Raw genomic sequence first — 20,253 nt, 5'->3', positions numbered from 1 at the left:
CAATCACTTCAGGAGATGTCCACATGGCCAACACTTCTTTACGCAAAGCGTCGCTGGAAAGCATGGAAGCCGAGATTTCAAGCCTGCTCAAATCTCTGGAGAGCCTCAAGGACGACGCGTCCGATGAGTCGCGCAAAACGCTGAAGGCCTTGAAAAGCAATGCCGAGAACGCGCTCAAGCACTCTCGTCACCTGATCAGCGACGCCTACGAAGAGAGCAAAGTCAAAATCCGTGAAACCAGCGCTGCCACCCGTGACTACGCTCAAGAGCATCCATGGACGACCGCTGGCGTCGCCGTGGGCGCACTGGGCCTGCTGGCGGCTTACCTGCTGTGCAAACGCGGTGACTGATTGACCGGTTAAACCGGTTGGCGCAACAGCTCAGCCTTGAGCCATTGCGCCAACTGCCCGGCGCGCCCATCCGCGGCGCGCTTGGGTAGCCACAACGCCAGGTGCGCCGGGGTTTCGCTGAAGCCCCACGGCGCCACCAGGCGACCCGCTCGCAGGTCTTCTGCCACCAGCGGTTCTGGCGCAATTGCCACCCCCAACCCGGCAACCGCCGCTTCCAGCAAATAATACAAATGCTCAAACCCCTGGCCGAGTTTCAACGCGCCGGGCTCGATGCCGTGTTGCCGTGCCCAACTGGGCCAGGCCTGCGGCCTTGAAGTGGTGTGCAGCAAGGCTTGCTCGGCCAGTGCCAACGCCGGAGCCTGGCGCAGCTGTTCAAAATCGGCGAAGCGTGGGCTCATAACCGGGCCGATACGTTCGCTGGCCAGCTCATACACTTGCATATCCGCCGGCCACGGCGGCTCAGCGAACACCAGCAAGGCATCCAGCCCAGGGCGGCGCGGGTCCAGGTCGCCTTCGCCCGCCGACAGGTGCAAGCGTAAATCCGGCAAGTCGGCATTCAACCGCCCCAGCCGAGGGATAAACCAGCGCGCCAGCAAGCTGCCTGAACAGCCGAGTACGAAAGGTGCATCGGCGCCGCGCTGGGTCAATTCGGCGCACACGTCGCGCAAACGCTCGAAAGCTTCCGCGCTCGCGTCGCGAAGCCTTACACCCGCATCTGTGAGTTTAAGGCCGCGCCCGTCCTTGACGAACAGACTCACGCCCAAATGCTCCTCCAGCACTTTCAACTGGCGGCTGACGGCGCCGTGGGTCACGTGCAATAGCTCCGCAGCCTGGCTGACGCTGTTCAGGCGGGCGGTGGCTTCAAAAGCGCGCAGGGCGTTGAGGGGAGGGAGGTCGCGGCTCATCTGTGAGTTTTCCTGACAGGTTGCGGCGATCTTATCGGTTTTCAGGCCAAGGCGTCACGCGTAGAGTGACCGTCATTGCCTTTAAATACATTCTTTCCTGGAGCGTCCCATGACTCAGTCCCAGACCGATCTACGCAACGGCCCTGACGCCAACGGCCTGTTTGGTGCGTTCGGTGGCCGCTACGTCGCTGAAACCCTGATGCCGTTGATCCTCGACCTGGCCCGTGAATACGAAGCGGCCAAGGTAGATCCGGCGTTTAACGAAGAATTGGCCTATTTCCAGCGCGACTATGTCGGGCGCCCAAGCCCGCTGTACTTTGCCGAACGCCTGACCGAGTTCTGCGGCGGCGCCAAGATCTACCTCAAGCGCGAAGAGCTCAACCACACCGGCGCGCACAAGATCAACAACTGCATCGGCCAGATCCTGCTGGCCCGGCGCATGGGCAAAAAACGCATCATCGCCGAGACCGGCGCTGGCATGCACGGCGTGGCCACCGCCACCGTGGCGGCGCGCTTTGGCCTGCAATGCGTGATCTACATGGGCACCACCGACATCGAGCGCCAGCAGGCCAACGTGTTCCGCATGAAGCTGCTGGGCGCCGAAGTCATCCCCGTGGTCGCCGGCACCGGCACCCTCAAAGACGCCATGAACGAAGCCCTGCGTGACTGGGTCACCAACGTCGACAGCACCTTCTACCTGATCGGTACCGTGGCCGGCCCACACCCGTACCCGGCCATGGTGCGTGACTTCCAGGCCGTGATCGGCAAGGAAACCCGTACCCAACTGCAAGCCCAGGAAGGCCGCCTGCCGGACAGCCTGGTGGCGTGCATCGGCGGTGGTTCCAACGCCATGGGCCTGTTCCACCCGTTCCTGGATGACACCAGCGTCGAAATCATCGGCGTTGAAGCAGCCGGCCATGGCATTGAAACCGGCAAGCACGCCGCCAGCCTCAACGGCGGCGTTCCCGGCGTGCTGCACGGCAACCGCACCTTCCTGCTACAGGACGACGACGGCCAGATCATCGACGCCCACTCGATTTCCGCAGGCCTGGACTACCCCGGCATCGGCCCGGAACACGCTTGGTTGCATGACATCGGCCGCGTCCAGTACACCTCGGTGACGGACGACGAAGCCCTGGAAGCCTTCCACAAATGCTGCCGCCTGGAAGGGATCATTCCTGCCCTGGAAAGCGCCCACGCCCTGGCTGAAGTATTCAAGCGCGCGCCAAACCTGCCCAAGGATCACCTGATGGTGGTCAACCTCTCGGGCCGTGGCGACAAAGACATGCAGACCGTGATGCACCATATGGAACAGTCCAAGCAGGAGAAACACTGATGAGCCGCCTGCAAACCCGCTTTGCGCAACTTAAAGAACAAAACCGCGCCGCCCTGGTGACTTTTGTCACCGCTGGCGACCCCGGTTATGACACTTCGCTGGCGATCCTCAAGGGCTTGCCGGCCGCCGGCGCCGACGTGATCGAACTAGGCATGCCCTTCACCGACCCGATGGCCGACGGCCCGGCCATCCAGCTGGCCAATATCCGCGCCCTGGGCGCCAAGCAGAACCTGTTGAAAACCCTGCAGATGGTTCGCGAGTTCCGCCAGGACAACAACGACACCCCGCTGGTGTTGATGGGTTATTTCAACCCGATCCACAAATATGGCGTGTCGCAGTTCATTGCCGATGCCAAGGCAGCCGGTGTCGACGGCCTGATCGTGGTGGACATGCCGCCTGAGCACAACGGCGAGCTGTGCGACCCGGCCCAGGCTGCAGGCATCGACTTTATCCGCCTGACCACGCCAACCACCGATGACGTGCGCCTGCCTACTGTGCTCAATGGCAGCTCCGGGTTTGTGTATTACGTGTCGGTCGCGGGAGTAACCGGTGCCGGCGCCGCCACCCTGGAACACGTCGAAGAAGCCGTGACCCGTTTACGCCGCCATACCGACCTGCCGATCAGCATCGGCTTTGGTATCCGCACACCAGAGCAGGCAGCGGCCATCGCACGCCTGGCAGACGGGGTGGTAGTGGGTTCGGCACTGATCGATCACATCGCCACGGCCAAGAACGACCAGCAAGCCATTGATGGCGTGCTGACGCTGTGCGCGGCGCTGTCGGAAGGTGTGCGCAACGCACGCAAGTAACTGCCTGTTCGGTCGGTGATCAGACTGCCCAAATATCACCGACCTATACGCTAGGCTTCAGAAGGAGGCGGACATCTCGCCTAATGTGCAGGAGCGAGCTTGCTCGCGAAAAACTTACAGGCGCCGCGTTCATTCAGCGAACACGCGTATCGTTGACGTTTTTCGCGAGCAAGCTCGCTCCTACACAAGGCTAAGCATCGCGTCTCTCCTTTTTAACTCACTTCGTGCCCTTTGCCGTCTAACCACCTTCGCAAGCCCCGCAGTCCTTGCCCCTCGGTCGTTAAGTTAGCCGCATCAGAAGTCATTCTTGGCTCTTAGGAGTACATCAATTATCCCGACCTGATGATCGAAAGCCGCTTGCGCCGTACCAAGCAGCGCTGGGACCCGCGCAATGTATTTCGTAACGAGATGTCGGTGCCGTAGAACGAAAAAGGGCGACCCGAAGGTCGCCCTTTTTTACAACTCGATCCGCTCGACCTTGCCTACTAGCAATATGTAGGAAAGTGCGCCGAGCAACGCCAAGACCGCGATATAGGTAATGGCCGGCGCAAAGGACGAACCACTGGCCAGAAAGCCAATCACGATAGGCGTGGCAATCGCCGCCAGGTTGCCGATGAAGTTGAACACCCCGCCGGTCAGCCCCAGCAGACGGGCAGGCGCCAAGGTCGACACCAACGACCAGGTGATCGACGCCAGGCCATTGCCGAAAAACGCCACCGCCAGAAACGCGATGACCCACCCCGTGGAGTCCACATAGTTGGCCCCGATGATCGCCGTGGAAATCAGCAGCCCGCTGATGATCGGCAACTTGCGCGCAAAGCCCACCGACGCCCCACGGCGAATGAGCCAATCGGAAAACACCCCCGAACACAGCACACCCACAAACGCGGCGAGGAACGGCAAGGAGGCCAGCAAGCCAGACTGGATAAAGTCCATGCCGCGATATTTCACTAGGTACGTCGGAAACCAGGTCAGGAAGAACCACAGCGTGGAGTTTAGGCAAAACTGGCCCAGGTAGATGCCCCAGAGCTTGCGTTTGCTCAGCACAATGCCCAGGTCGGTCCAGCTAAAAGGTGCCTTGACGGTTTTAGCCTGCATGTCCACCAGCCCGCCACCGTCGCGGATCAGTTGGATTTCGGCTTCGTTGGCGCCTTTGAAATCTTTGGGCTCGCGGTACACCGCGTACCAGATCGCGGCCCACAGGATGCCGACGCCACCGGTCACCACAAACACCATGTGCCAGCCGTACTGATGTTGCAGCCACGCCAGTACCGGGGTGAGGAACGCCAAGCCGACGAATTGCCCAGAAGTGTAGACGCCGATAGCCGTGGCGCGCTCGCGCTCGGGAAACCAGGTGGTGACCACGCGGCTGTTGATGGGATAGGCCGGTGCCTCCAACGCGCCAACGGCCATGCGCAGCACGAACAGCGCGATAAAGCTGGCGGCGAAACCGAGCATCACGGTGGCAATCGACCACAGCAGCAGGGCCGCCGTGTAGAGAATGCGCGGCGGCACCCGGTCTACCAACCATCCACCCGGGATTTGCATGGCGGCGTAGGTCCAGCCGAAGGCAGAGAAAATCAGCCCGACTTGCACCGGGTCGATCCCCAGTTCGCTGGTCAGCGCCGGCGCGGCAATCGACAGGTTGCTGCGGTCGAGGTAGTTGATGACCACGGTGATGAACAGCAGCACCATGATGAAAAAGCGCTTTCTGCTAGGCGTGACTAAAGAAGCCTGCCCGGTGAGGGATTCAGGGTGCATGGGGGGTGCCTATTTTTATATGTTTGTTGAGGTCTGAAAATGAGCTGACTGAAGAAACCGGATCAAAAATGTGGGAGCGGGCTTGCTCGCGAATGCGGTGGTTCAGCCGCAGATGTGTTGAATGACACACAGCATTCGCGAGCAAGCCCGCTCCCACATGTTTTACCGCGTTCCGTCAGTCAGGCATCACCACTCGGCAAAACTGCCATCGGCATGGCGCCAGATCGGGTTGCGCCAGCGATGACCGATGGCCGCACGCTCAACCACATACTCCTCGTTGATCTCAATGCCCAAGCCCGGGCCGTTGGGGATCTTCACAAAGCCCTGGTCGTAGTCGAACACGCCCGGGTCTCGCACATAGTCGAGCAGATCGTTGCTTTCATTGTAATGAATGCCCAGGCTCTGCTCCTGGATAAACGCGTTGTAGCAAACCGCATCCAGTTGCAGGCACGCCGCCAAGGCAATCGGGCCCAACGGGCAGTGCAGGGCCAGGGCCACGTCGTAGGCTTCGGCCATGTTGGCGATCTTGCGGGTTTCGGTAATCCCGCCGGCGTGGGAAGCGTCCGGCTGGATGATGTCGACATAGCCTTCGCTGAGCACGCGCTTGAAATCCCAGCGCGAGAACAGGCGCTCACCCAGGGCGATCGGCGTACTGGTCAGCGGTGCCAGTTCTTTCAGCGCCTCGTAGTTTTCGCTGAGCACCGGCTCTTCAATGAACATCAGTTTGTACGGGTCGAGCTCTTTCATCAGCACCTTGGCCATCGGCTTGTGCACCCGGCCATGGAAGTCGACGCCGATACCTACGTTAGGGCCGACCGCATCGCGCACGGCAGCGACGTTGGCCAGGGCCAGGTCGACTTTTTCGAAGCTGTCGACAAACTGCAATTCTTCGGTGCCGTTCATTTTTACCGCTGTGAAGCCACGGGCCACAGCCTCTTTGGCGGCACGGGCAGTGTCGGCGGGGCGGTCACCGCCGATCCATGAATACACGCGGATTTTGTCGCGCACCTGGCCGCCCAGCAGATCGCTGACCGACACACCCAGGGCCTTGCCCTTGATGTCCCACAACGCCTGGTCGATGCCGGCGAGGGCGCTCATGTGCACCGCGCCGCCTCGGTAGAAGCCGCCGCGATAGAGCACGGTCCAGATATCTTCGATGTTGCGTGGGTCTTTGCCGATCAGGTAGTCGGACAGTTCCTCGACGGCAGCGGCCACCGTGTGAGCGCGGCCCTCGACCACAGGCTCACCCCAACCGGTCACACCCTGGTCGGTTTCGACCTTGAGGAAGCACCAGCGCGGCGGAACGATAAAGGTCGTCAGTTTGGTGATTTTCATCTCTTGTCTCTCTTATAGATGCAGCGCCTGTGGGCGCGGAATATGCTCTCAGCCGAGGGCTTTCCAGGCGGCGACATAAGCCTGGGCACGGCTCGCAACCTGATCCACTGTCATGCCCGGCTTGAACAGGCCGGAACCCAATCCGAAGCCCTTGGCGCCGGCGTCGGTAAACACCTGCATGTTGTCCGGGGTGATGCCGCCCACCGGCAGCAGCAAGGTGCCTGCCGGCAATACCGCCAGCCATGCCTTGATCACTGAAGGGCCCATTTGCTCGGCCGGGAACAGCTTCAACACATCGGCGCCTTCGGCCAGTGCGGCAAAGGCTTCGGTGGGCGTGGCTACCCCAGGCGACAAATACAGGCCCGCCGCTTTGGCCGCGCGCAACACCTTGGCATCGCTGTGGGGCATGACGATCACCTGGCCTCCGGCCGCCTTGACCTGTTCGACCTGCTCAGGCGTCAACACCGTGCCAGCACCGATCAGGCAATCGGCGGGCAAGCTGTCGCGCAGGGTGCGAATGCTGGTGTAAGGGTCTGGCGAGTTGAGCGGCACTTCGATCACGCGAAAACCTGCGTCGTACAGCACCTGGCCGACCGCCTGGGCTTCGTCGGGGCGTAGGCCGCGCAGGATGGCGATCAAACCGTTTTGTGCGAGTGCTTGCTTGAGCATGTCAGGCCTCCATTAAAGGTCGAGTAAGCCCGGCGGCTTGCGCCAGTTGCCACAGGCCACGCTCGGTGGCTTCTTGCGCCAGGCTGACGTGGGCAAATCCGCAAAGGGCGAGGGCGCGTTGATAGCGGGCGCAGAGTGGAGCAGCGCCGACCAGGATGATCGGCTGGTATTTGGCGGAATCTGGCAGGCCGGCGAGTTCATGGCCTATGAGCAGGCCGGACAGGTAATCGGGCTGCTGGTCGGGCGCCAGCTGCGCAGTGAGCCCAAGGGTACGGGCACTGAACAGGGTCGAGAGCACGCCACGCTGGCCATCGTTGGACAGCGCAACGTGCACGCCTCGATCAAACGCATCGGCCTGGAACTGTTCGCTGGCCTGTTGGGTGCGCCCCAGAATGCTGTGCTTGCTCAATACCGCAAACACTTCGCCGGTCATGAAGGTATCGAAATGGGTAATGCGGCCTTCCACCACCTCGACCCATTTGGAATGGCTGCCGGGCAGGCCGATCAACACCTGGGGCCCAAGCCCTTGCAGCACGCCGAGCACTTGGGTTTCTTCGCCGCGCATCACATTGGGCAGCCCCACTTGCTCGATCACCCCCGGCACGATGTGCACCTGCACCCCGCGCAGGCTGCGTATGCCATGCAACGCCTGGCCAAGGCTGGCGACATCCACGGGCGTGCTGCGATAGGCCGCCTCGCTCCAACCCTGTGCGCTGCCGACCATGCCGCACGCGATCACCGGCAGCCCGGGCTGGGCATCAAGCCAATCGCCACAGGCGCTATCGAACGCCAGTTCAAAGCCGTCGGTGCACAGCACACCGGCAATTTCCCGAGGCTCTGTGGGCAAATGCATGATGCCGGTAGCCAGCGAGCGCTGTTCCAGCACAACGCCCGCGGGGCCGAGTTTGTAAGCACGAAGGGAGCTGGTCCCCCAATCGAGCGCGATCAATTGCGCCTGCATCGCTTCACCTGAAATGAGTGGGTGCTGAAAAAAGCAGATGGGCGAATATAAACCTAGGAAGCCGGATATCTCAATATATAAATATCAATCCCATATAATGAGACATGGCAAGATAAATCCCACAACCCTTCCGGTTTTTACTTAGGGAAAGACGCGGGTTTATCGGGAAGGGATGGTTAAAAAATCGACAGGTCCAGTTCGCGCATCGCGCCCATCCAGATGGCGTAATCGGTGTGGTCCTTGAGGTCATCACCGGTTTCCGGGTGCAGGAACACCACCAGACCATCACGGTGCAGCGCCAGCCACGGCAACACCACGCCGATATATTCCGGCTCGAACGCCAGTTGGCAACTCCAATCCGGGTGCGGGCCTACGGGCCGCTCGTGCACGCGGCCCATACGCAACGGGAACAGCCTGGCGGCGTCTTCACAGAGCCTGCGCGCCTGCTCGATCGTACTGGCGTCGAAGTAGATATGGGCGTGGTAGCCCTTGATACGTTGCATGACGGACTCCGGTTCCACTGTGCGCCGATCCTAGACCGCAATCGACGGCAGGGCCAGCCCGGTCAACGACTGCGCACTGCTGGCCTGTTCCGCCACCAGCCACTCGACAAAGAGGTCCACCAACTGCCCACGGCGTTTGCGCTGGGGCTGCACCACGTAATAGCCAAATCGCGACGTCACCGTGGGGCTGATCGGTCGGCACAGCCAATTCTGCTCCAGCAGGTTATCCACCAGGTGGCGCCAGCCGATGGCGACACCCTGGCCGGCAATCGCGGCCTGGATCAGCAAGGTGTAGTTGTCGAAGCGCAATTGCCCAGGGGTCGGCACAGCCGTGATACCCAGTTCGCGGAACACACCGTTCCAGTCGAACCACTGGCTGTTGTTTTCCTGGCGCAGGTGCAGCAACGGGCAGCCTTGCAAGGTCTGCACCGTCAGGGGCGCAGCTTGTTCCTTGAGCCACTGCGGGCTGCACACCGGGAACACTTCCTCATTGAACAACCACAGGCTCTCGCCTTGCTTGAAACGGCCATCGCCAAACAGCACCGCCACATCAATATCGCTGCGCAGGGTGGCGTGGTTGCGCTCACTGGTGACCAGGCTGACATCCACCTGCGGGTTGGCCTGGTGGAAGCGATGCAGGCGCGGCATCAGCCAATAGGCGGCAAAGGCGAAGTCAGTGGCGACTTGCAGCACTTCATGCTGGCTTTGTTGAGTGATGGCGCCGAGGCCCTGGTTGATGTTTTGCAGGCCGCCTTGCACATGCTCGAACAGCAGGGCACCGGCGTCGGTCAGTTCGATGCCGCGATAAATGCGGTCAAACAGGCGGATCGCCAGTTGCTCTTCAAGGCGCTTGATCTGCTGGCTGACCGCCGGTTGGGTGGTGCCCAGTTCCATCGCGGCCGCGGTGAAACTGCGATGGCGTGCCGCTGCCTCAAAGGCGCGCAGCAAATCGAGAGAGAGGTCACCCAGCGCTTCATACATAAGCTCAACTTATCCTAGTCATTGCCGCGCATGGGCTTTACCCATGTATTCATGGACCGCATGCTCATTGGCATAAACACCGCCTATGGAATGCCGAGAAACCATGAAGCGCAAGAACATTCTTTTCATCATGGCCGATCAGATGGCCGCACCGATGCTGCCGTTCTACGGGCCTTCCCCGATCAAGCTGCCCAATCTCAGCCGCCTGGCGACGCAAGGTGTGGTGTTCGACGCCGCCTATTGCAACAGCCCGTTGTGCGCACCGTCGCGCTTCACCCTGGTGAGTGGCCAATTGCCGAGCAAGATCGGCGCCTACGACAACGCCGCCGATTTCCCCGCCGATGTACCGACCTACGCCCACTACCTGCGTCGCCTTGGCTACCGCACTGCGCTATCGGGCAAGATGCACTTTTGCGGCCCCGACCAGTTGCACGGCTATGAGGAACGCCTGACCAGCGACATCTACCCCGCCGACTACGGCTGGGCGGTGAACTGGGATGAGCCAGACGTACGCCCTACCTGGTATCACAACATGTCCTCGGTGCTGCAAGCCGGCCCGTGTGTGCGCACCAACCAGCTGGATTTCGACGAAGAGGTGGTGTTCAAGGCCCAGCAATACCTGTTCGATCATATCCGCGAGGAGGGCAGCCAGCCGTTCTGCCTGACCGTGTCGATGACCCATCCCCACGACCCGTACACCATTCCCAAGCCGTTCTGGGACCTGTACGCCGACACCGAGATTCCAATGCCCGCGACGCCGCCCCAGGCCGACCTCGACCCGCATTCCCAGCGGCTGCTCAAGGTCTATGACTTGTGGGACAAACCGCTGCCGGTGGATAAGATCCGCGACGCCCGCCGCGCCTACTTCGGTGCCTGCAGCTACATCGACAGCAACGTCGGCAAGCTGCTGCAGACCCTGGAGGACACCGGCCTGGCCGACGACACCCTGATCATTTTCTCCGGCGACCACGGCGACATGCTTGGCGAGCGCGGCCTCTGGTACAAAATGCACTGGTTTGAAATGGCCGCCCGCGTGCCGCTGCTGGTCAGTGCGCCGGGGCAGTTCGCCGCTGGCCGCGTCACCCAGGCCGTATCGACCGCCGATCTGTTGCCGACCCTGGTGGAATTGGCCGGCGGCACGTTGGACCCGCACTTGCCGCTGGACGGCCGCTCACTGGTCCCGCACTTGCAAGGGCAGGGCGGGCATGACGAAGTGTTTGGCGAATACATGGCCGAAGGCACCGTCAGCCCGTTGATGATGATTCGCCGGGGCGCCTACAAATTCATCTACAGCGAGGACGATCCTTGCCTATTGTTCGATGTGCACAACGACCCGAACGAGCAGGAAAACCTCAGCCAGTCAGCCGAACATCGCTCGCTGTTCGAAGCGTTCGTGCGTGAAGCGCGGGCGAAATGGGACATCCCGGCGATCCATCAACAGGTGCTCGCCAGCCAACGCCGTCGCCGCCTGGTGTTTGAAGCGCTGACCCAAGGCAAACTCAAGAGCTGGGATCACCAGCCACTGGTAGACGCCAGTCAGCAGTACATGCGCAACCATATCGACCTCGATGACCTGGAGCGCAAGGCACGTTTTCCACAACCCTGCCAAAACCAATAAGTAGACAGAGGGAAGGCCATGCAAAAGTTGACCGTGGTACTGAGTTTGATGGTGCTCAGCAGCGCCCAGGTGTACGCAGACACTCGCTGCGACACGGTAAAGATGGCCGATCCAGGCTGGAGCGACATTGCCGCCACCAACGCCATCACCAGTTTCCTGCTGACGGGCATGGGCTACCAACCCAAGGTCGACACCCTGGCGGTGCCGATCATCTTCGGCGGGCTCAAAGACAGCCAGGTGGATGTCTTCCTCGGCAACTGGATGCCGGCGCAGCAAGGCTTCTACGACAAGTTCGTGGCCAACGGCGATGTGGTGCAACTGGCGAAGAACCTGGAGGGCACCGAGTTCACCCTCGCGGTGCCGGACTATGTGTGGGAAGCCGGGGTGCATGACTTCGCCGACCTGAACACGTTTGCCGACAAGTTCGACAAGAAGATCTACGGCATTGGCTCCGGCGCGCCGGCCAATATCTCGTTGCAGGAGATCATCAAGAAAAATGATTTCGACCTGGGGCAGTGGAAGCTGATCGAGTCCAGCGAACAAGCGATGCTCGCGGAAGTTTCGCGAGCCGTTAAGAAACAGCGTTTCGTCACCTTCCTCGGCTGGACTCCGCACCCGATGAACGTGCAACTGAAAATGCGTTACCTCAAAGGCGGCGAGCAGTACTTTGGTGCCACCGGCAGCGTGTACACCTTGACCCGCAAGGGTTACGCACAAGCCTGCCCCAATGTCGGGAAACTGCTGACCAACCTGAGTTTCACCCAGGCCATGGAGAACAGCATCATGGCCGACGTGGCCAACAACAAGGTCAGCAATGCGCAGGCGGCGAAGGCATGGATCAAGGCCAACCCGGCGGTGCTGGACCAGTGGCTGGAGGGCGTGAAAACCCTGGATGGCCAGGAGGCGTTGCCAGCGGTAAAAGCCAAACTCTAATCCTCCTTGTAGGAGCTGGCTTGCCAGCGAAGAACTCGAAAACGCCGCGTTTTTTCAGACAGCACGCGTTATCGTTACCCTTCTTCGCGAGCAAGCTCGCTCCTACAGTATTTCGAGCGACTCATGCCCCGGCCCACCCGCCATACACTCTTGCCCTTCCTGCGCTGGCTGCCGCGCCAAACCCGCGCCAGCGTCGGCCGGGATGCCATCGTCGGCCTCAGCGGCGCGGTGCTTGCGCTGCCGCAGTCGATTGCCTACGCATTGATCGCAGGCCTCCCACCCGAATACGGGCTCTACGCCGCCATCATCCCGGTATTGATCGCGTGCCTGTGGGGCTCGTCCTGGCACCTGATCTGCGGGCCCACGGCCGCCATCTCCATCGTGCTTTACGCCAGCATCAGCCCATTGGCCGTGCCAGGCTCCCAGGACTACATCACCCTCATCCTGTTGCTGACCTTCCTCGCCGGGGTGTTCCAATGGTTACTCGGCCTGCTGCGCTTCGGCACGTTGGTGAACTTCGTCTCCCACTCGGTGGTGCTGGGTTTCACCCTGGGCGCCGCTGTGGTGATTGCCCTGGGGCAGTTGCCCAACCTGCTCGGGTTGGATTTGCCCAGCCAGGCCACGGCTATCAACAGCCTGCTGGCGTTGATTGATCATCGTGGCGAGTGGGATCAGGCATCCCTGGCCCTGGGGCTGGGGACGTTGCTGGCAGGCATGCTGCTCAAGTACCTGGTGCCACGCTGGCCGACACTGTTGATCGCCTTGGTGTTGGGCAGCCTGGCTGCATGGCTGTGGCCGGCGATATTCGGGCATGTGGCACGGGTCAGTTCGTTTATCGGCAAATTGCCGCCGTTCAGCCCGTTGCCGATGGACCTGGACCTAGTGTTGCGCCTGCTGCCCAGCGCCGTGGCGGTGGGGATGCTGGGGTTGGTGACCAGCCTGTCGATTGCCCGCTCGCTGTCGGCCCGCTCGCAACAACTGCTCGACGCCAACCAGGAAGTTCGCGCCCAGGGTTTATCCAACATCGTGGGCGGATTTTTTTCCGGCTATCTGTCAGCCGGATCATTCACCCGCTCGGGCCTCAGTTACGAGGCAGGCGCCTGTTCGCCGCTGGCGGGGGTGTTTTCGGCCCTGTGGGTGGCGTTATTCGCGTTATTTGGCGCAGCGTTGATCGCGCATATTCCGATCCCGAGCATGGCGGCGAGCATCCTGCTGATTTGCTGGGGCCTGGTGGACCACCGCGGCATTCGCGCGCTGTTCCGGGTCAGCCGCGCCGAATTTGTGGTGATGAGCCTGACCTGCGTCGCCACCTTGTTGTTGGAGTTGCAAACGGCGATCTACGCCGGGGTGCTGGCGTCGTTGTTTTTCTACCTCAAGCGCACCTCGCAGCCACGGGTTCAACACTGGCGCGACGGTGAGGCGGATGTGTTGCGGGTGGGCGGCTCGATCTTTTTTGGCGCCAGCCATTACCTGCAAGTGCGCTTGCAACGTTTGCAGGGTGAGCGGGTGGTGATCGAGGCGCAGCAGATCAACTTTATCGACTATTCCGGGGTGGAGATGCTGCATCAGGAGGCGCGGCGGTTGGCGGGGTTGGGCCGTAGCTTGACGTTGCGTGGGGCCAGGCCGCAGGTGGTTGAGGAGCTGAAAAAGCTCGACGGGCCCGATAACTGCCCCATCGACTTTGAAGACTGAACCCGATCAAAACTGTGGGAGCTGGCTTGCCTGCGATAGCGGTGGGTCAGCCAGCACATGGGTAACTGACCTATTGCTATCGCAGGCAAGCCAGCTCCCACATTAACGGTGCCCACATCAGCGCGTGGAATCAGGCCAATTGCCGGCGCAGTTCGGCCAGTACGGGCGCCGAATCCGGCCGCACACCGCGCCACAGCAAGAAGGCTTCCGCCGCTTGTTCCACCAGCATGCCCAGGCCATCCATCGCCACCGCCGCGCCTTGCTCGCTCGCCCAGCGGCAGAACGCGGTGGGTTGCTTGGCGTACATCATGTCGTAGCAGAAGGTCTTGCCCGGCTCGATCAGGCTGCCGGCAATCGGCGGTACATCGCCTGACAGGCTGGCCGACGTGGCATTGATGATCACGTCCACCGGCTCACGCAGCCAGTCGAAACCACTGGCAGACACCGGGCCCAGGTCATCGAACAGCTCAGCCAGTAACTCGGCTTTTTCCACGGTGCGGTTGGCGATGATCAACGACGAGGGTTGCTGCGCCAGCAACGGCTCCAGCGCACCGCGTACCGCGCCACCGGCGCCCAATAACAGAATGCGTTTGCCTTGCAGGGTCAGCCCGGCATTGACCGTCAAATCGCGCACCAGGCCCGCGCCGTCGGTGTTATCGCCCAACATGGTGCCGTCAGCCAGTTTGCTCAAGGTGTTCACGGCACCGGCGCGCTGGGCTCGTTCGGTCAGGGTATTGGCCAGGCGATAGGCCTCTTCCTTGAACGGCACGGTCACGTTGGCGCCCCGGCCCTGTTGGAAAAACTCTCGGGCACAGGCGGTGAAGTCCTCCAACGGCGCGAGCATTGTGCTGTAGTCCAGCTGCTCACCGGTCTGGGCGGCGAACAGACGGTGAATCAGCGGCGATTTGCTGTGGCCGATGGGGTTGCCGAACACGACATAACGGTCCATCACACCGCCGCCTTGGGCGCGGCAACGCCGAGCCAGTCACGGTCTTGCAGGAAGTAGTCGGTGAGGCGCGCCTCTTCGCTGCCAGCTTCGGCCTTCCAGTCGTAGCTCCAGCGTACCTGGGGTGGCAGCGACATCAGGATCGACTCCGTACGCCCGCCAGATTGCAGGCCGAACAGCGTGCCACGGTCATAGACCAGGTTGAACTCAACGTAGCGGCCCCGGCGGAACTCCTGGAACTGGCGCTGTTGCTCGGTGTACGCCATGGCCTTGCGACGCTGCACAATCGGCAGGTAGGCGTCGATGTAGGCATCGCCGATGGCGCGGATGAAGGCGAAGCAGGTGTCAAAGCCCCACTCGTTCAAGTCATCGAAGAACAGCCCACCGATGCCACGGGGCTCGTTGCGATGCTTGATGTGGAAGTAGGTGTCACACCAGGCCTTGTAGCGTGCGTACACATCCGGGCCAAACGGCGCACAGGCCTGCTCGGCCACGCGGTGCCAGTGAATGCAGTCTTCTTCATTGCCGTAATACGGGGTGAGATCGAAGCCACCCCCGAACCACCACACCGGTTCTTCGCCTTCTTTTTCAGCGATGAAAAACCGCACATTGGCGTGGGAAGTCGGTACATGCGGGTTATGCGGATGGATCACCAGTGACACGCCAAGCGCTTCAAACCCACGGCCGGCCAGCTCGGGGCGATGGGCACTGGCAGACGGTGGTAAACCGCTGCCGAACACGTGGGAAAAGTTGACACCGCCTTTTTCGATCACCGAACCGTTTTCCATCACACGGGTGCGACCGCCACCGCCGGCTGGCCGGGTCCAGGCGTCTTCGATAAAGCGAGTGTCCGTCTCGAAGGTTTCCAGGGCGCTGCAAATGCGGTCTTGCAGGTCAAGCAGGTAGGCTTTAACGGCCTCGGTGCGGGTAGTCATGGCATCACCTTGAATCGGGCAAAGCTACGCGAGGCCCATGGGGCGTCGGCGGCAAATGGGCGCACAGGATACCACTGCGCTTAGATGCCACTGCACTTAGGTGCGCGGCAGTTGACGAAGATCAAGCTTAGGAGTCCGATAGGGGGCTACGCAGATTCGAACCCAAGGAGAAGTGCAGATGGCCAAACGTATCCAGTTCAGCGCCCATGGCGGCCCCGACGTACTTGAATATGTGGACTACACGCCAGCGGAACCTGGCCCACAGCAGGTTCGGGTGCGCAACGAGGCGATCGGCCTGAACTTCATCGACACCTACTTCCGCAGTGGCCTCTATGCGCCGCCGGCCCTGCCATCGGGTCTGGGTGCGGAAGGTGCTGGCGTAGTCGATGCCGTTGGCAGTGAAGTCAGCCAATTCAAAGTCGGCGACCGTGTGGCCTACGGCAGCGGCCCGCTGGGTGCCTACAGCGAGTCGCACGTGTTGCCCGCCGCCAACCTGGTGCACCTGCCGGATGAGATCAGCTTTGAACAGGCCGCCGGTGCCATGCTCAAAGGCCTGACCGTGCAGTACCTGCTGCGCCAGACCTATGAGCTCAAAGGCGGTGAAACCATTTTGTTCCACGCCGCCGCCGGTGGCGTGGGCTCCCTGGCCTGCCAATGGGCCAAGGCTTTGGGGGTGAAGTTGATCGGTACCGTCAGCTCCCCGGAAAAAGCCGCTTTGGCCAAATCGCTGGGCGCCTGGGAAACCATCGACTACAGCAAGGAAGATGTCGCACAACGCGTTCTGGAATTGACTGACGGCAAGAAGTGCCCGGTGGTATATGACGGCGTCGGCAAAGACACCTGGCTGACCTCACTGGACAGCGTGTCGCCGCGGGGTTTGGTGGTGAGTTTCGGCAATGCGTCGGGGGCGGTGGACGGGGTGAACCTGGGGATTCTGTCGGCGAAGGGTTCGCTGTACGTCACCCGGCCGACTTTGGCGACCTATGCGAACAATCCAGCGAACCTGCAGGCGATGGCGGACGATCTGTTTTCGATGATCAAGAGTGGCAAGGTGCGCATTGATATCAACCAGCGTTACCCGCTGGCGGAGGCGGCCAAAGCGCAGACGGAGTTATCGGGGCGGCGCACGACTGGCTCAACCATTCTGCTGCCTTAAGGGCCTCATCGCAGGCAAGCCAGCTCCCACATTTGACAGCGAACACTGATCAAATGTGGGAGCTGGCTTGCCTGCGATGAGTGCACTGCGGTCTCAGGAGGGGCGCACCACATCACCCGTCACCAGGTCCCGAATCAGGCTCGGGTTCTTGCGCCCACCCAAGGCGCCGCCCAACACCAAGTCCACTTGCCCGCGAAAATACTGCTCCACGCGAATCCGCGTGCGGGCTGCCGGGCGGCCCTGGGGGTTGGCCGAGGTGGAAATCAACGGGCCGACCTCGGCGCACAAATCTCTCACCAGCGGATGATCACTGACCCGCAACGCGACGGTGTCGTGCACACCCGTGACCCATTCGGGCAGCAAGTCTTGATGGGGCACCAGCCAGGTATTCGGCCCTGGCCAGGTGCTGGCCATGCGTTCGACCCACGTGTCCGGGAAATCCTCAAACAGAAAGTCGAACTGACGAATATTGTCCGCCACCAGGATCAGGCCTTTGTCGACCGAGCGGTTCTTGATCGCCAACAGCCGATCCACTGCTTCTTCGTTCCACGGGTCGCAGCCCAGGCCCCAGACCGCTTCGGTCGGATAGGCGATCACTGCGCCTGCGCGAATTTCCCGTGCGGCTTCCAGCACACGCCACCTGTTGACCATTGTTTACTCTCCGGACTAAAGCTCTGGGCAGTTTACCGATCTTCGTTACAAAACCTAGTGCCAAAAACAGGCCACTACAAAAGCGGACACCGCGCCAGCCAGCGCCCGCTTTCGCAAATCACCTGGCCCTCTAACTCCAGCTCCGTAAGGGTGGCCAGTACTTGGGACAACGGCCGGCCGCTGGCAATCGCCAAGGCTTCGCTGCTATGCGGTGCCGCGTGCAATAGCGCCACCAGCGGATGGGTCACGGGCACCGGCGCAGCATGGGACAACCGCTGCCAACCGCGCAGGCTTTCAAGAATGTGCTCGATGGTTTCCACCAGCACCGCGCCATCACGGATCAGTTGATGACAGCCCTTGGCGGCGGGGTGGTGGATGGAACCCGGTATCGCGTAAACCTCACGCCCTTGCTCCGCGGCCAGGCGTGCGGTGATCAGCGAGCCGCTGGCGACACTGGCCTCCACCACCAGCACGCCTAACGACAACCCGCTGATGATCCGGTTGCGCCGTGGGAAATTACCGGCCTGGGGCGCGGCATCCAGCGGAAACTCGGAAACCACGGCGCTGCCTTGGGCAATCATCGCCGCAGCGAGCTTGCGATGGCGCTGTGGATAAAAATTTTCCAGGCCAGTGCCAAGCACGCCGATGGTATGGCCGCCCACGTCCAATGCCGCCTGGTGCGCCGCGCCATCAATGCCCACCGCCAGCCCACTGGTGATGACAAAACCGGCGCTCGCCAGGCTGCGGGAAAAGGCCGCTGCCGTATCCATGCCTGGGCGCGAGGCACGCCGGCTACCGACCATGGCCAACTGTGGTTTTTCCAGAATACCGGGGTCGCCCGCAACGAATAACAGCGGCGGCGCATCGTCGATCTGCGCGAGCAATGCCGGGTAATCCGGTTGGTCCCACATCAGCAAATGCTGGGCCGGGCACGCCAGCCAGGCTAACGCCTCACTGGCACCGTCACGTACTTTGGGGCTACGTCGAGCCTCGGCACTGATGGCGGGCAAACCGAGGGAACGCCAGGCGCTGGCGGGAGCACTCAGGGCCTTGGAAGCGCAACCAAAGGCTTGGATCAATACGTGAAAACGCTTAGGCCCCAGTTCTGGCAGCCTGTGCAAGCGTAGCCTGGCTTCCAGCTCTGCCGGGGAAATATCGCTACTGTTTATCGGATTCATATGATCATCCTTGACCGGAACAAGCTGTGGATAACTCTGTTGGTAACTTATTTAGCAGGCTATTTATTGCGCTTGATCAGCCGTCTCGAAACGGTCTTGCACGGCCAGCGACCGTGAAGCACTGAGCACCAGGGCATAGCTGAGCTTTTCATAGGTGCGAAACACCAACAGGGTGCCGGCTCGCTCATCCGGGAGGGGAGTGGGCGTGCCGGTGAGGGCGTCTCGCACGGTGGCGCCAGCCTTGATCACTGTGAGCAGTTGGCCTTCCACCAATCCATCGCGGCGACCCTTGTTGAGGGTCACAGCGTCGAGCACGCCAATCTGCGTGACGCCCTTGGGGATGTCGATGATGTGCCCTGTAATGAAGGGTGCGGGTTTGAAGGGTTCCAAGTTGGGCAAAGCAGCGGGAGGCTCGGCGCGCAACAAGCGGTCACCTGGGCGAATTTCCTGGGTCACCCGTTGCACTGCCAGGGTGGTGAGGCTGTCGGCGAGCACAAAGCGCGCAGTGCCGATATCGTCGGCATTGATACCCAACAGCTCCTGAGTATGGGGGTCGGTGTAGGCCTTGCCCCGCCGAAAGATCCCGTAGCTTGGCTGGGCCGGGTCAAGGCCACCGCGGGCATGCACATGCTCGTCGTTGGCACCCAGCACGCGCCCGCCTTGCGCCGCAACAATGTAAGGCGCTTTGTCCAGGTCCTGGGGGGAGTCAAAAATACGGTTGTGCAGTAAAAAATGTTGGATGGCCTGTTGCGCGGCCTGATCCAGACGCTCAGTGGGTTGCGCAATCAATGCCGTGGCGAACGGGGCCCACAGCAGCAAGACGAGTAGCGATTTCCTCATGGGGTGAATCTCCTTTATTATGTGCGTTCGCGTGAAATGCCATGGCCTTCGCGGCTTCCGAGCGTTTCACACCGGCCGTATGGGTCCATCCCACCGCCGATTTGTCTCTTCCTCACATGTGCAGCAATTACGCTTATGGCTATTTTGAACATCCTCGAATTTCCCGACTCGCGCCTGCGCACGATCGCCAAGCCGGTGGCCGTAGTGGACGACAAGGTTCGTCAGTTGGTCGATGACATGTTTGAAACAATGTATGAAGCCCCGGGCATCGGCCTCGCCGCGACCCAGGTCAACGTGCATCTGCGCGTCGTGGTCATGGACCTGTCGGAAGATCGCAGCGAACCTCGGGTGTACATCAACCCTGAGTTCGAACCGCTGACCGAAGAGATGGGCGAATACCAGGAGGGCTGCCTGTCGGTGCCGGAGTTCTACGAGAATGTGGAACGCCCGCTGCGCGTGAAGATCAAGGCGCTGGACCGTGACGGCAAGCCTTTCGAGCTGATTGCCGAAGGCCTGCTGGCGGTGTGCATCCAGCATGAATGCGACCACCTCAACGGCAAGCTGTTTGTCGATTACCTGTCCACGCTCAAGCGTGACCGCATCAAGAAGAAGCTGGAAAAAAAGCATCGCCAGCAAGCCTGATGCCCTTCTTCCAAAGGCTTGCTGCGGCAAGCCTTTTTCTTTTGTGACTGTT

21 protein-coding genes are annotated in these 20,253 nt (G+C 61.3%); 9 read left to right on the top strand and 12 right to left on the bottom strand.

Features of this window, described 5'->3' with window-relative positions:
* Positions 1–23 precede the first annotated feature (23 nt).
* Positions 24–350, top strand: coding sequence for a DUF883 family protein (locus tag N2A98_RS00185; RefSeq protein WP_003187304.1), 327 nt, complete (start codon positions 24–26; stop codon positions 348–350).
* Between the two features lie 8 nt (positions 351–358).
* Here N2A98_RS00185 and N2A98_RS00180 read toward each other — a convergent pair whose 3' ends face one another.
* Positions 359–1,255: a LysR family transcriptional regulator gene (locus N2A98_RS00180; protein ID WP_069556959.1), complete on the bottom strand. Its 897-nt coding sequence runs from the start codon at positions 1,253–1,255 to the stop codon at positions 359–361.
* A 109-nt stretch (positions 1,256–1,364) separates the two neighbouring features.
* On the opposite strand from N2A98_RS00180, the gene trpB reads away from it, so the two are divergent.
* The 3 genes from trpB to N2A98_RS00165 all read left to right on the top strand — a co-directional run bounded on the left by trpB (position 1,365) and on the right by N2A98_RS00165 (position 3,823).
* Complete coding sequence (trpB, locus tag N2A98_RS00175) at positions 1,365–2,591, top strand: tryptophan synthase subunit beta (RefSeq protein ID WP_014716306.1); 1,227 nt, start codon at positions 1,365–1,367, stop codon at positions 2,589–2,591.
* Positions 2,591–3,400 carry a tryptophan synthase subunit alpha gene (gene trpA / locus N2A98_RS00170; RefSeq protein ID WP_044270232.1) on the top strand — a complete coding sequence of 270 codons (810 nt, stop codon included), beginning with the start codon at positions 2,591–2,593 and terminating at the stop codon, positions 3,398–3,400. Before trpB ends, trpA begins: the two co-directional genes overlap by 1 nt.
* A gap of 342 nt (positions 3,401–3,742) precedes the next feature.
* Positions 3,743–3,823: a BBE domain-containing protein gene (locus N2A98_RS00165; RefSeq protein WP_234454829.1), complete on the top strand. Its 81-nt coding sequence runs from the start codon at positions 3,743–3,745 to the stop codon at positions 3,821–3,823.
* Positions 3,824–3,856: 33 nt separating this feature from the next.
* On the opposite strand, the gene N2A98_RS00160 is transcribed toward N2A98_RS00165, so the two are convergent.
* From N2A98_RS00160 to N2A98_RS00135, 6 genes are all read right to left on the bottom strand, one after another.
* Positions 3,857–5,161, bottom strand: a complete 1,305-nt coding sequence (locus N2A98_RS00160; RefSeq protein WP_032894350.1) for an MFS transporter — start codon at positions 5,159–5,161, stop codon at positions 3,857–3,859.
* Positions 5,162–5,347: 186 nt separating this feature from the next.
* Positions 5,348–6,496 (bottom strand): galactonate dehydratase, encoded by a 1,149-nt coding sequence (gene dgoD / locus N2A98_RS00155; RefSeq protein ID WP_003187297.1) that lies wholly within the window; start codon positions 6,494–6,496, stop codon positions 5,348–5,350.
* 48 nt (positions 6,497–6,544) lie between these two features.
* Positions 6,545–7,165 carry a 2-dehydro-3-deoxy-6-phosphogalactonate aldolase gene (locus tag N2A98_RS00150; RefSeq protein ID WP_003187296.1) on the bottom strand — a complete coding sequence of 207 codons (621 nt, stop codon included), beginning with the start codon at positions 7,163–7,165 and terminating at the stop codon, positions 6,545–6,547.
* A 1-nt stretch (position 7,166) separates the two neighbouring features.
* Positions 7,167–8,126, bottom strand: a complete 960-nt coding sequence (locus N2A98_RS00145; RefSeq protein ID WP_275622860.1) for a 2-dehydro-3-deoxygalactonokinase — start codon at positions 8,124–8,126, stop codon at positions 7,167–7,169.
* A 176-nt stretch (positions 8,127–8,302) separates the two neighbouring features.
* Complete coding sequence (locus tag N2A98_RS00140) at positions 8,303–8,629, bottom strand: DOPA 4,5-dioxygenase family protein (protein WP_044270228.1); 327 nt, start codon at positions 8,627–8,629, stop codon at positions 8,303–8,305.
* Between the two features lie 30 nt (positions 8,630–8,659).
* Positions 8,660–9,610, bottom strand: a complete 951-nt coding sequence (locus N2A98_RS00135; protein ID WP_078804098.1) for a LysR family transcriptional regulator — start codon at positions 9,608–9,610, stop codon at positions 8,660–8,662.
* A gap of 103 nt (positions 9,611–9,713) precedes the next feature.
* Between N2A98_RS00135 and betC the strand changes: the two genes are divergently transcribed.
* From betC to N2A98_RS00120, 3 genes are all read left to right on the top strand, one after another.
* Positions 9,714–11,228 carry a choline-sulfatase gene (gene betC, locus N2A98_RS00130; RefSeq protein WP_275622859.1) on the top strand — a complete coding sequence of 505 codons (1,515 nt, stop codon included), beginning with the start codon at positions 9,714–9,716 and terminating at the stop codon, positions 11,226–11,228.
* Between the two features lie 18 nt (positions 11,229–11,246).
* The gene (choX, locus tag N2A98_RS00125) at positions 11,247–12,161 is read left to right on the top strand and encodes a choline ABC transporter substrate-binding protein (protein ID WP_275622858.1); all 915 of its coding nucleotides are present in this window, start codon (positions 11,247–11,249) and stop codon (positions 12,159–12,161) included.
* A 123-nt stretch (positions 12,162–12,284) separates the two neighbouring features.
* On the top strand, positions 12,285–13,853 hold the full coding sequence (locus N2A98_RS00120) for a SulP family inorganic anion transporter (RefSeq protein WP_275622857.1): 1,569 nt from the start codon (positions 12,285–12,287) through the stop codon (positions 13,851–13,853).
* Positions 13,854–13,983: 130 nt separating this feature from the next.
* Here N2A98_RS00120 and aroE read toward each other — a convergent pair whose 3' ends face one another.
* Positions 13,984–14,802 (bottom strand): shikimate dehydrogenase, encoded by an 819-nt coding sequence (gene aroE, locus N2A98_RS00115; RefSeq protein WP_275622856.1) that lies wholly within the window; start codon positions 14,800–14,802, stop codon positions 13,984–13,986.
* Positions 14,802–15,734 carry an oxygen-dependent coproporphyrinogen oxidase gene (gene hemF, locus N2A98_RS00110; protein ID WP_003187281.1) on the bottom strand — a complete coding sequence of 311 codons (933 nt, stop codon included), beginning with the start codon at positions 15,732–15,734 and terminating at the stop codon, positions 14,802–14,804. The genes aroE and hemF overlap by 1 nt, the downstream gene beginning before the upstream one ends.
* Positions 15,735–15,912: 178 nt before the next feature.
* Here hemF and N2A98_RS00105 point away from each other — a divergent pair, with 178 nt between their 5' ends.
* Positions 15,913–16,890 carry a quinone oxidoreductase gene (locus N2A98_RS00105; protein ID WP_044270216.1) on the top strand — a complete coding sequence of 326 codons (978 nt, stop codon included), beginning with the start codon at positions 15,913–15,915 and terminating at the stop codon, positions 16,888–16,890.
* A gap of 93 nt (positions 16,891–16,983) precedes the next feature.
* Here the strand turns inward: N2A98_RS00105 and N2A98_RS00100 are convergent, their stop codons facing one another.
* The 3 genes from N2A98_RS00100 to N2A98_RS00090 form a co-directional block, all read right to left on the bottom strand.
* On the bottom strand, positions 16,984–17,541 hold the full coding sequence (locus tag N2A98_RS00100) for an L-threonylcarbamoyladenylate synthase (protein WP_003187278.1): 558 nt from the start codon (positions 17,539–17,541) through the stop codon (positions 16,984–16,986).
* Between the two features lie 74 nt (positions 17,542–17,615).
* Complete coding sequence (gene dprA, locus N2A98_RS00095) at positions 17,616–18,719, bottom strand: DNA-processing protein DprA (RefSeq protein ID WP_125969260.1); 1,104 nt, start codon at positions 18,717–18,719, stop codon at positions 17,616–17,618.
* 63 nt (positions 18,720–18,782) lie between these two features.
* Positions 18,783–19,559, bottom strand: coding sequence for a peptidoglycan-binding protein (locus N2A98_RS00090; RefSeq protein ID WP_275622855.1), 777 nt, complete (start codon positions 19,557–19,559; stop codon positions 18,783–18,785).
* A gap of 135 nt (positions 19,560–19,694) precedes the next feature.
* Between N2A98_RS00090 and def the strand changes: the two genes are divergently transcribed.
* Positions 19,695–20,201, top strand: a complete 507-nt coding sequence (def, locus tag N2A98_RS00085) for a peptide deformylase (protein ID WP_003187273.1) — start codon at positions 19,695–19,697, stop codon at positions 20,199–20,201.
* The last annotated feature ends 52 nt before the right edge of the window (positions 20,202–20,253 follow it).

This window comes from Pseudomonas sp. FJ2-5-13 (assembly GCF_029201605.1).
Lineage (GTDB): Bacteria > Pseudomonadota > Gammaproteobacteria > Pseudomonadales > Pseudomonadaceae > Aquipseudomonas > Aquipseudomonas lactis.
This window is presented reverse-complemented; position numbering and strand designations above follow the sequence as displayed.

Excerpts from the sequence above, each read along its gene's own strand:
- N2A98_RS00185 (WP_003187304.1), top strand. The coding sequence starts at position 24 with ATGGCCAACACTTCTTTACGCAAAGCGTCGCTGGAAAGCATGGAAGCC.
- N2A98_RS00180 (WP_069556959.1), bottom strand. The coding sequence starts at position 1,255 with ATGAGCCGCGACCTCCCTCCCCTCAACGCCCTGCGCGCTTTTGAAGCC.
- trpB (WP_014716306.1), top strand. The coding sequence starts at position 1,365 with ATGACTCAGTCCCAGACCGATCTACGCAACGGCCCTGACGCCAACGGC.
- trpA (WP_044270232.1), top strand. The coding sequence starts at position 2,591 with ATGAGCCGCCTGCAAACCCGCTTTGCGCAACTTAAAGAACAAAACCGC.
- N2A98_RS00165 (WP_234454829.1), top strand. The coding sequence starts at position 3,743 with ATGATCGAAAGCCGCTTGCGCCGTACCAAGCAGCGCTGGGACCCGCGC.
- N2A98_RS00160 (WP_032894350.1), bottom strand. The coding sequence starts at position 5,161 with ATGCACCCTGAATCCCTCACCGGGCAGGCTTCTTTAGTCACGCCTAGC.
- dgoD (WP_003187297.1), bottom strand. The coding sequence starts at position 6,496 with ATGAAAATCACCAAACTGACGACCTTTATCGTTCCGCCGCGCTGGTGC.
- N2A98_RS00150 (WP_003187296.1), bottom strand. The coding sequence starts at position 7,165 with ATGCTCAAGCAAGCACTCGCACAAAACGGTTTGATCGCCATCCTGCGC.
- N2A98_RS00145 (WP_275622860.1), bottom strand. The coding sequence starts at position 8,126 with ATGCAGGCGCAATTGATCGCGCTCGATTGGGGGACCAGCTCCCTTCGT.
- N2A98_RS00140 (WP_044270228.1), bottom strand. The coding sequence starts at position 8,629 with ATGCAACGTATCAAGGGCTACCACGCCCATATCTACTTCGACGCCAGT.
- N2A98_RS00135 (WP_078804098.1), bottom strand. The coding sequence starts at position 9,610 with ATGTATGAAGCGCTGGGTGACCTCTCTCTCGATTTGCTGCGCGCCTTT.
- betC (WP_275622859.1), top strand. The coding sequence starts at position 9,714 with ATGAAGCGCAAGAACATTCTTTTCATCATGGCCGATCAGATGGCCGCA.
- choX (WP_275622858.1), top strand. The coding sequence starts at position 11,247 with ATGCAAAAGTTGACCGTGGTACTGAGTTTGATGGTGCTCAGCAGCGCC.
- N2A98_RS00120 (WP_275622857.1), top strand. The coding sequence starts at position 12,285 with ATGCCCCGGCCCACCCGCCATACACTCTTGCCCTTCCTGCGCTGGCTG.
- aroE (WP_275622856.1), bottom strand. The coding sequence starts at position 14,802 with ATGGACCGTTATGTCGTGTTCGGCAACCCCATCGGCCACAGCAAATCG.
- hemF (WP_003187281.1), bottom strand. The coding sequence starts at position 15,734 with ATGACTACCCGCACCGAGGCCGTTAAAGCCTACCTGCTTGACCTGCAA.
- N2A98_RS00105 (WP_044270216.1), top strand. The coding sequence starts at position 15,913 with ATGGCCAAACGTATCCAGTTCAGCGCCCATGGCGGCCCCGACGTACTT.
- N2A98_RS00100 (WP_003187278.1), bottom strand. The coding sequence starts at position 17,541 with ATGGTCAACAGGTGGCGTGTGCTGGAAGCCGCACGGGAAATTCGCGCA.
- dprA (WP_125969260.1), bottom strand. The coding sequence starts at position 18,719 with ATGAATCCGATAAACAGTAGCGATATTTCCCCGGCAGAGCTGGAAGCC.
- N2A98_RS00090 (WP_275622855.1), bottom strand. The coding sequence starts at position 19,559 with ATGAGGAAATCGCTACTCGTCTTGCTGCTGTGGGCCCCGTTCGCCACG.
- def (WP_003187273.1), top strand. The coding sequence starts at position 19,695 with ATGGCTATTTTGAACATCCTCGAATTTCCCGACTCGCGCCTGCGCACG.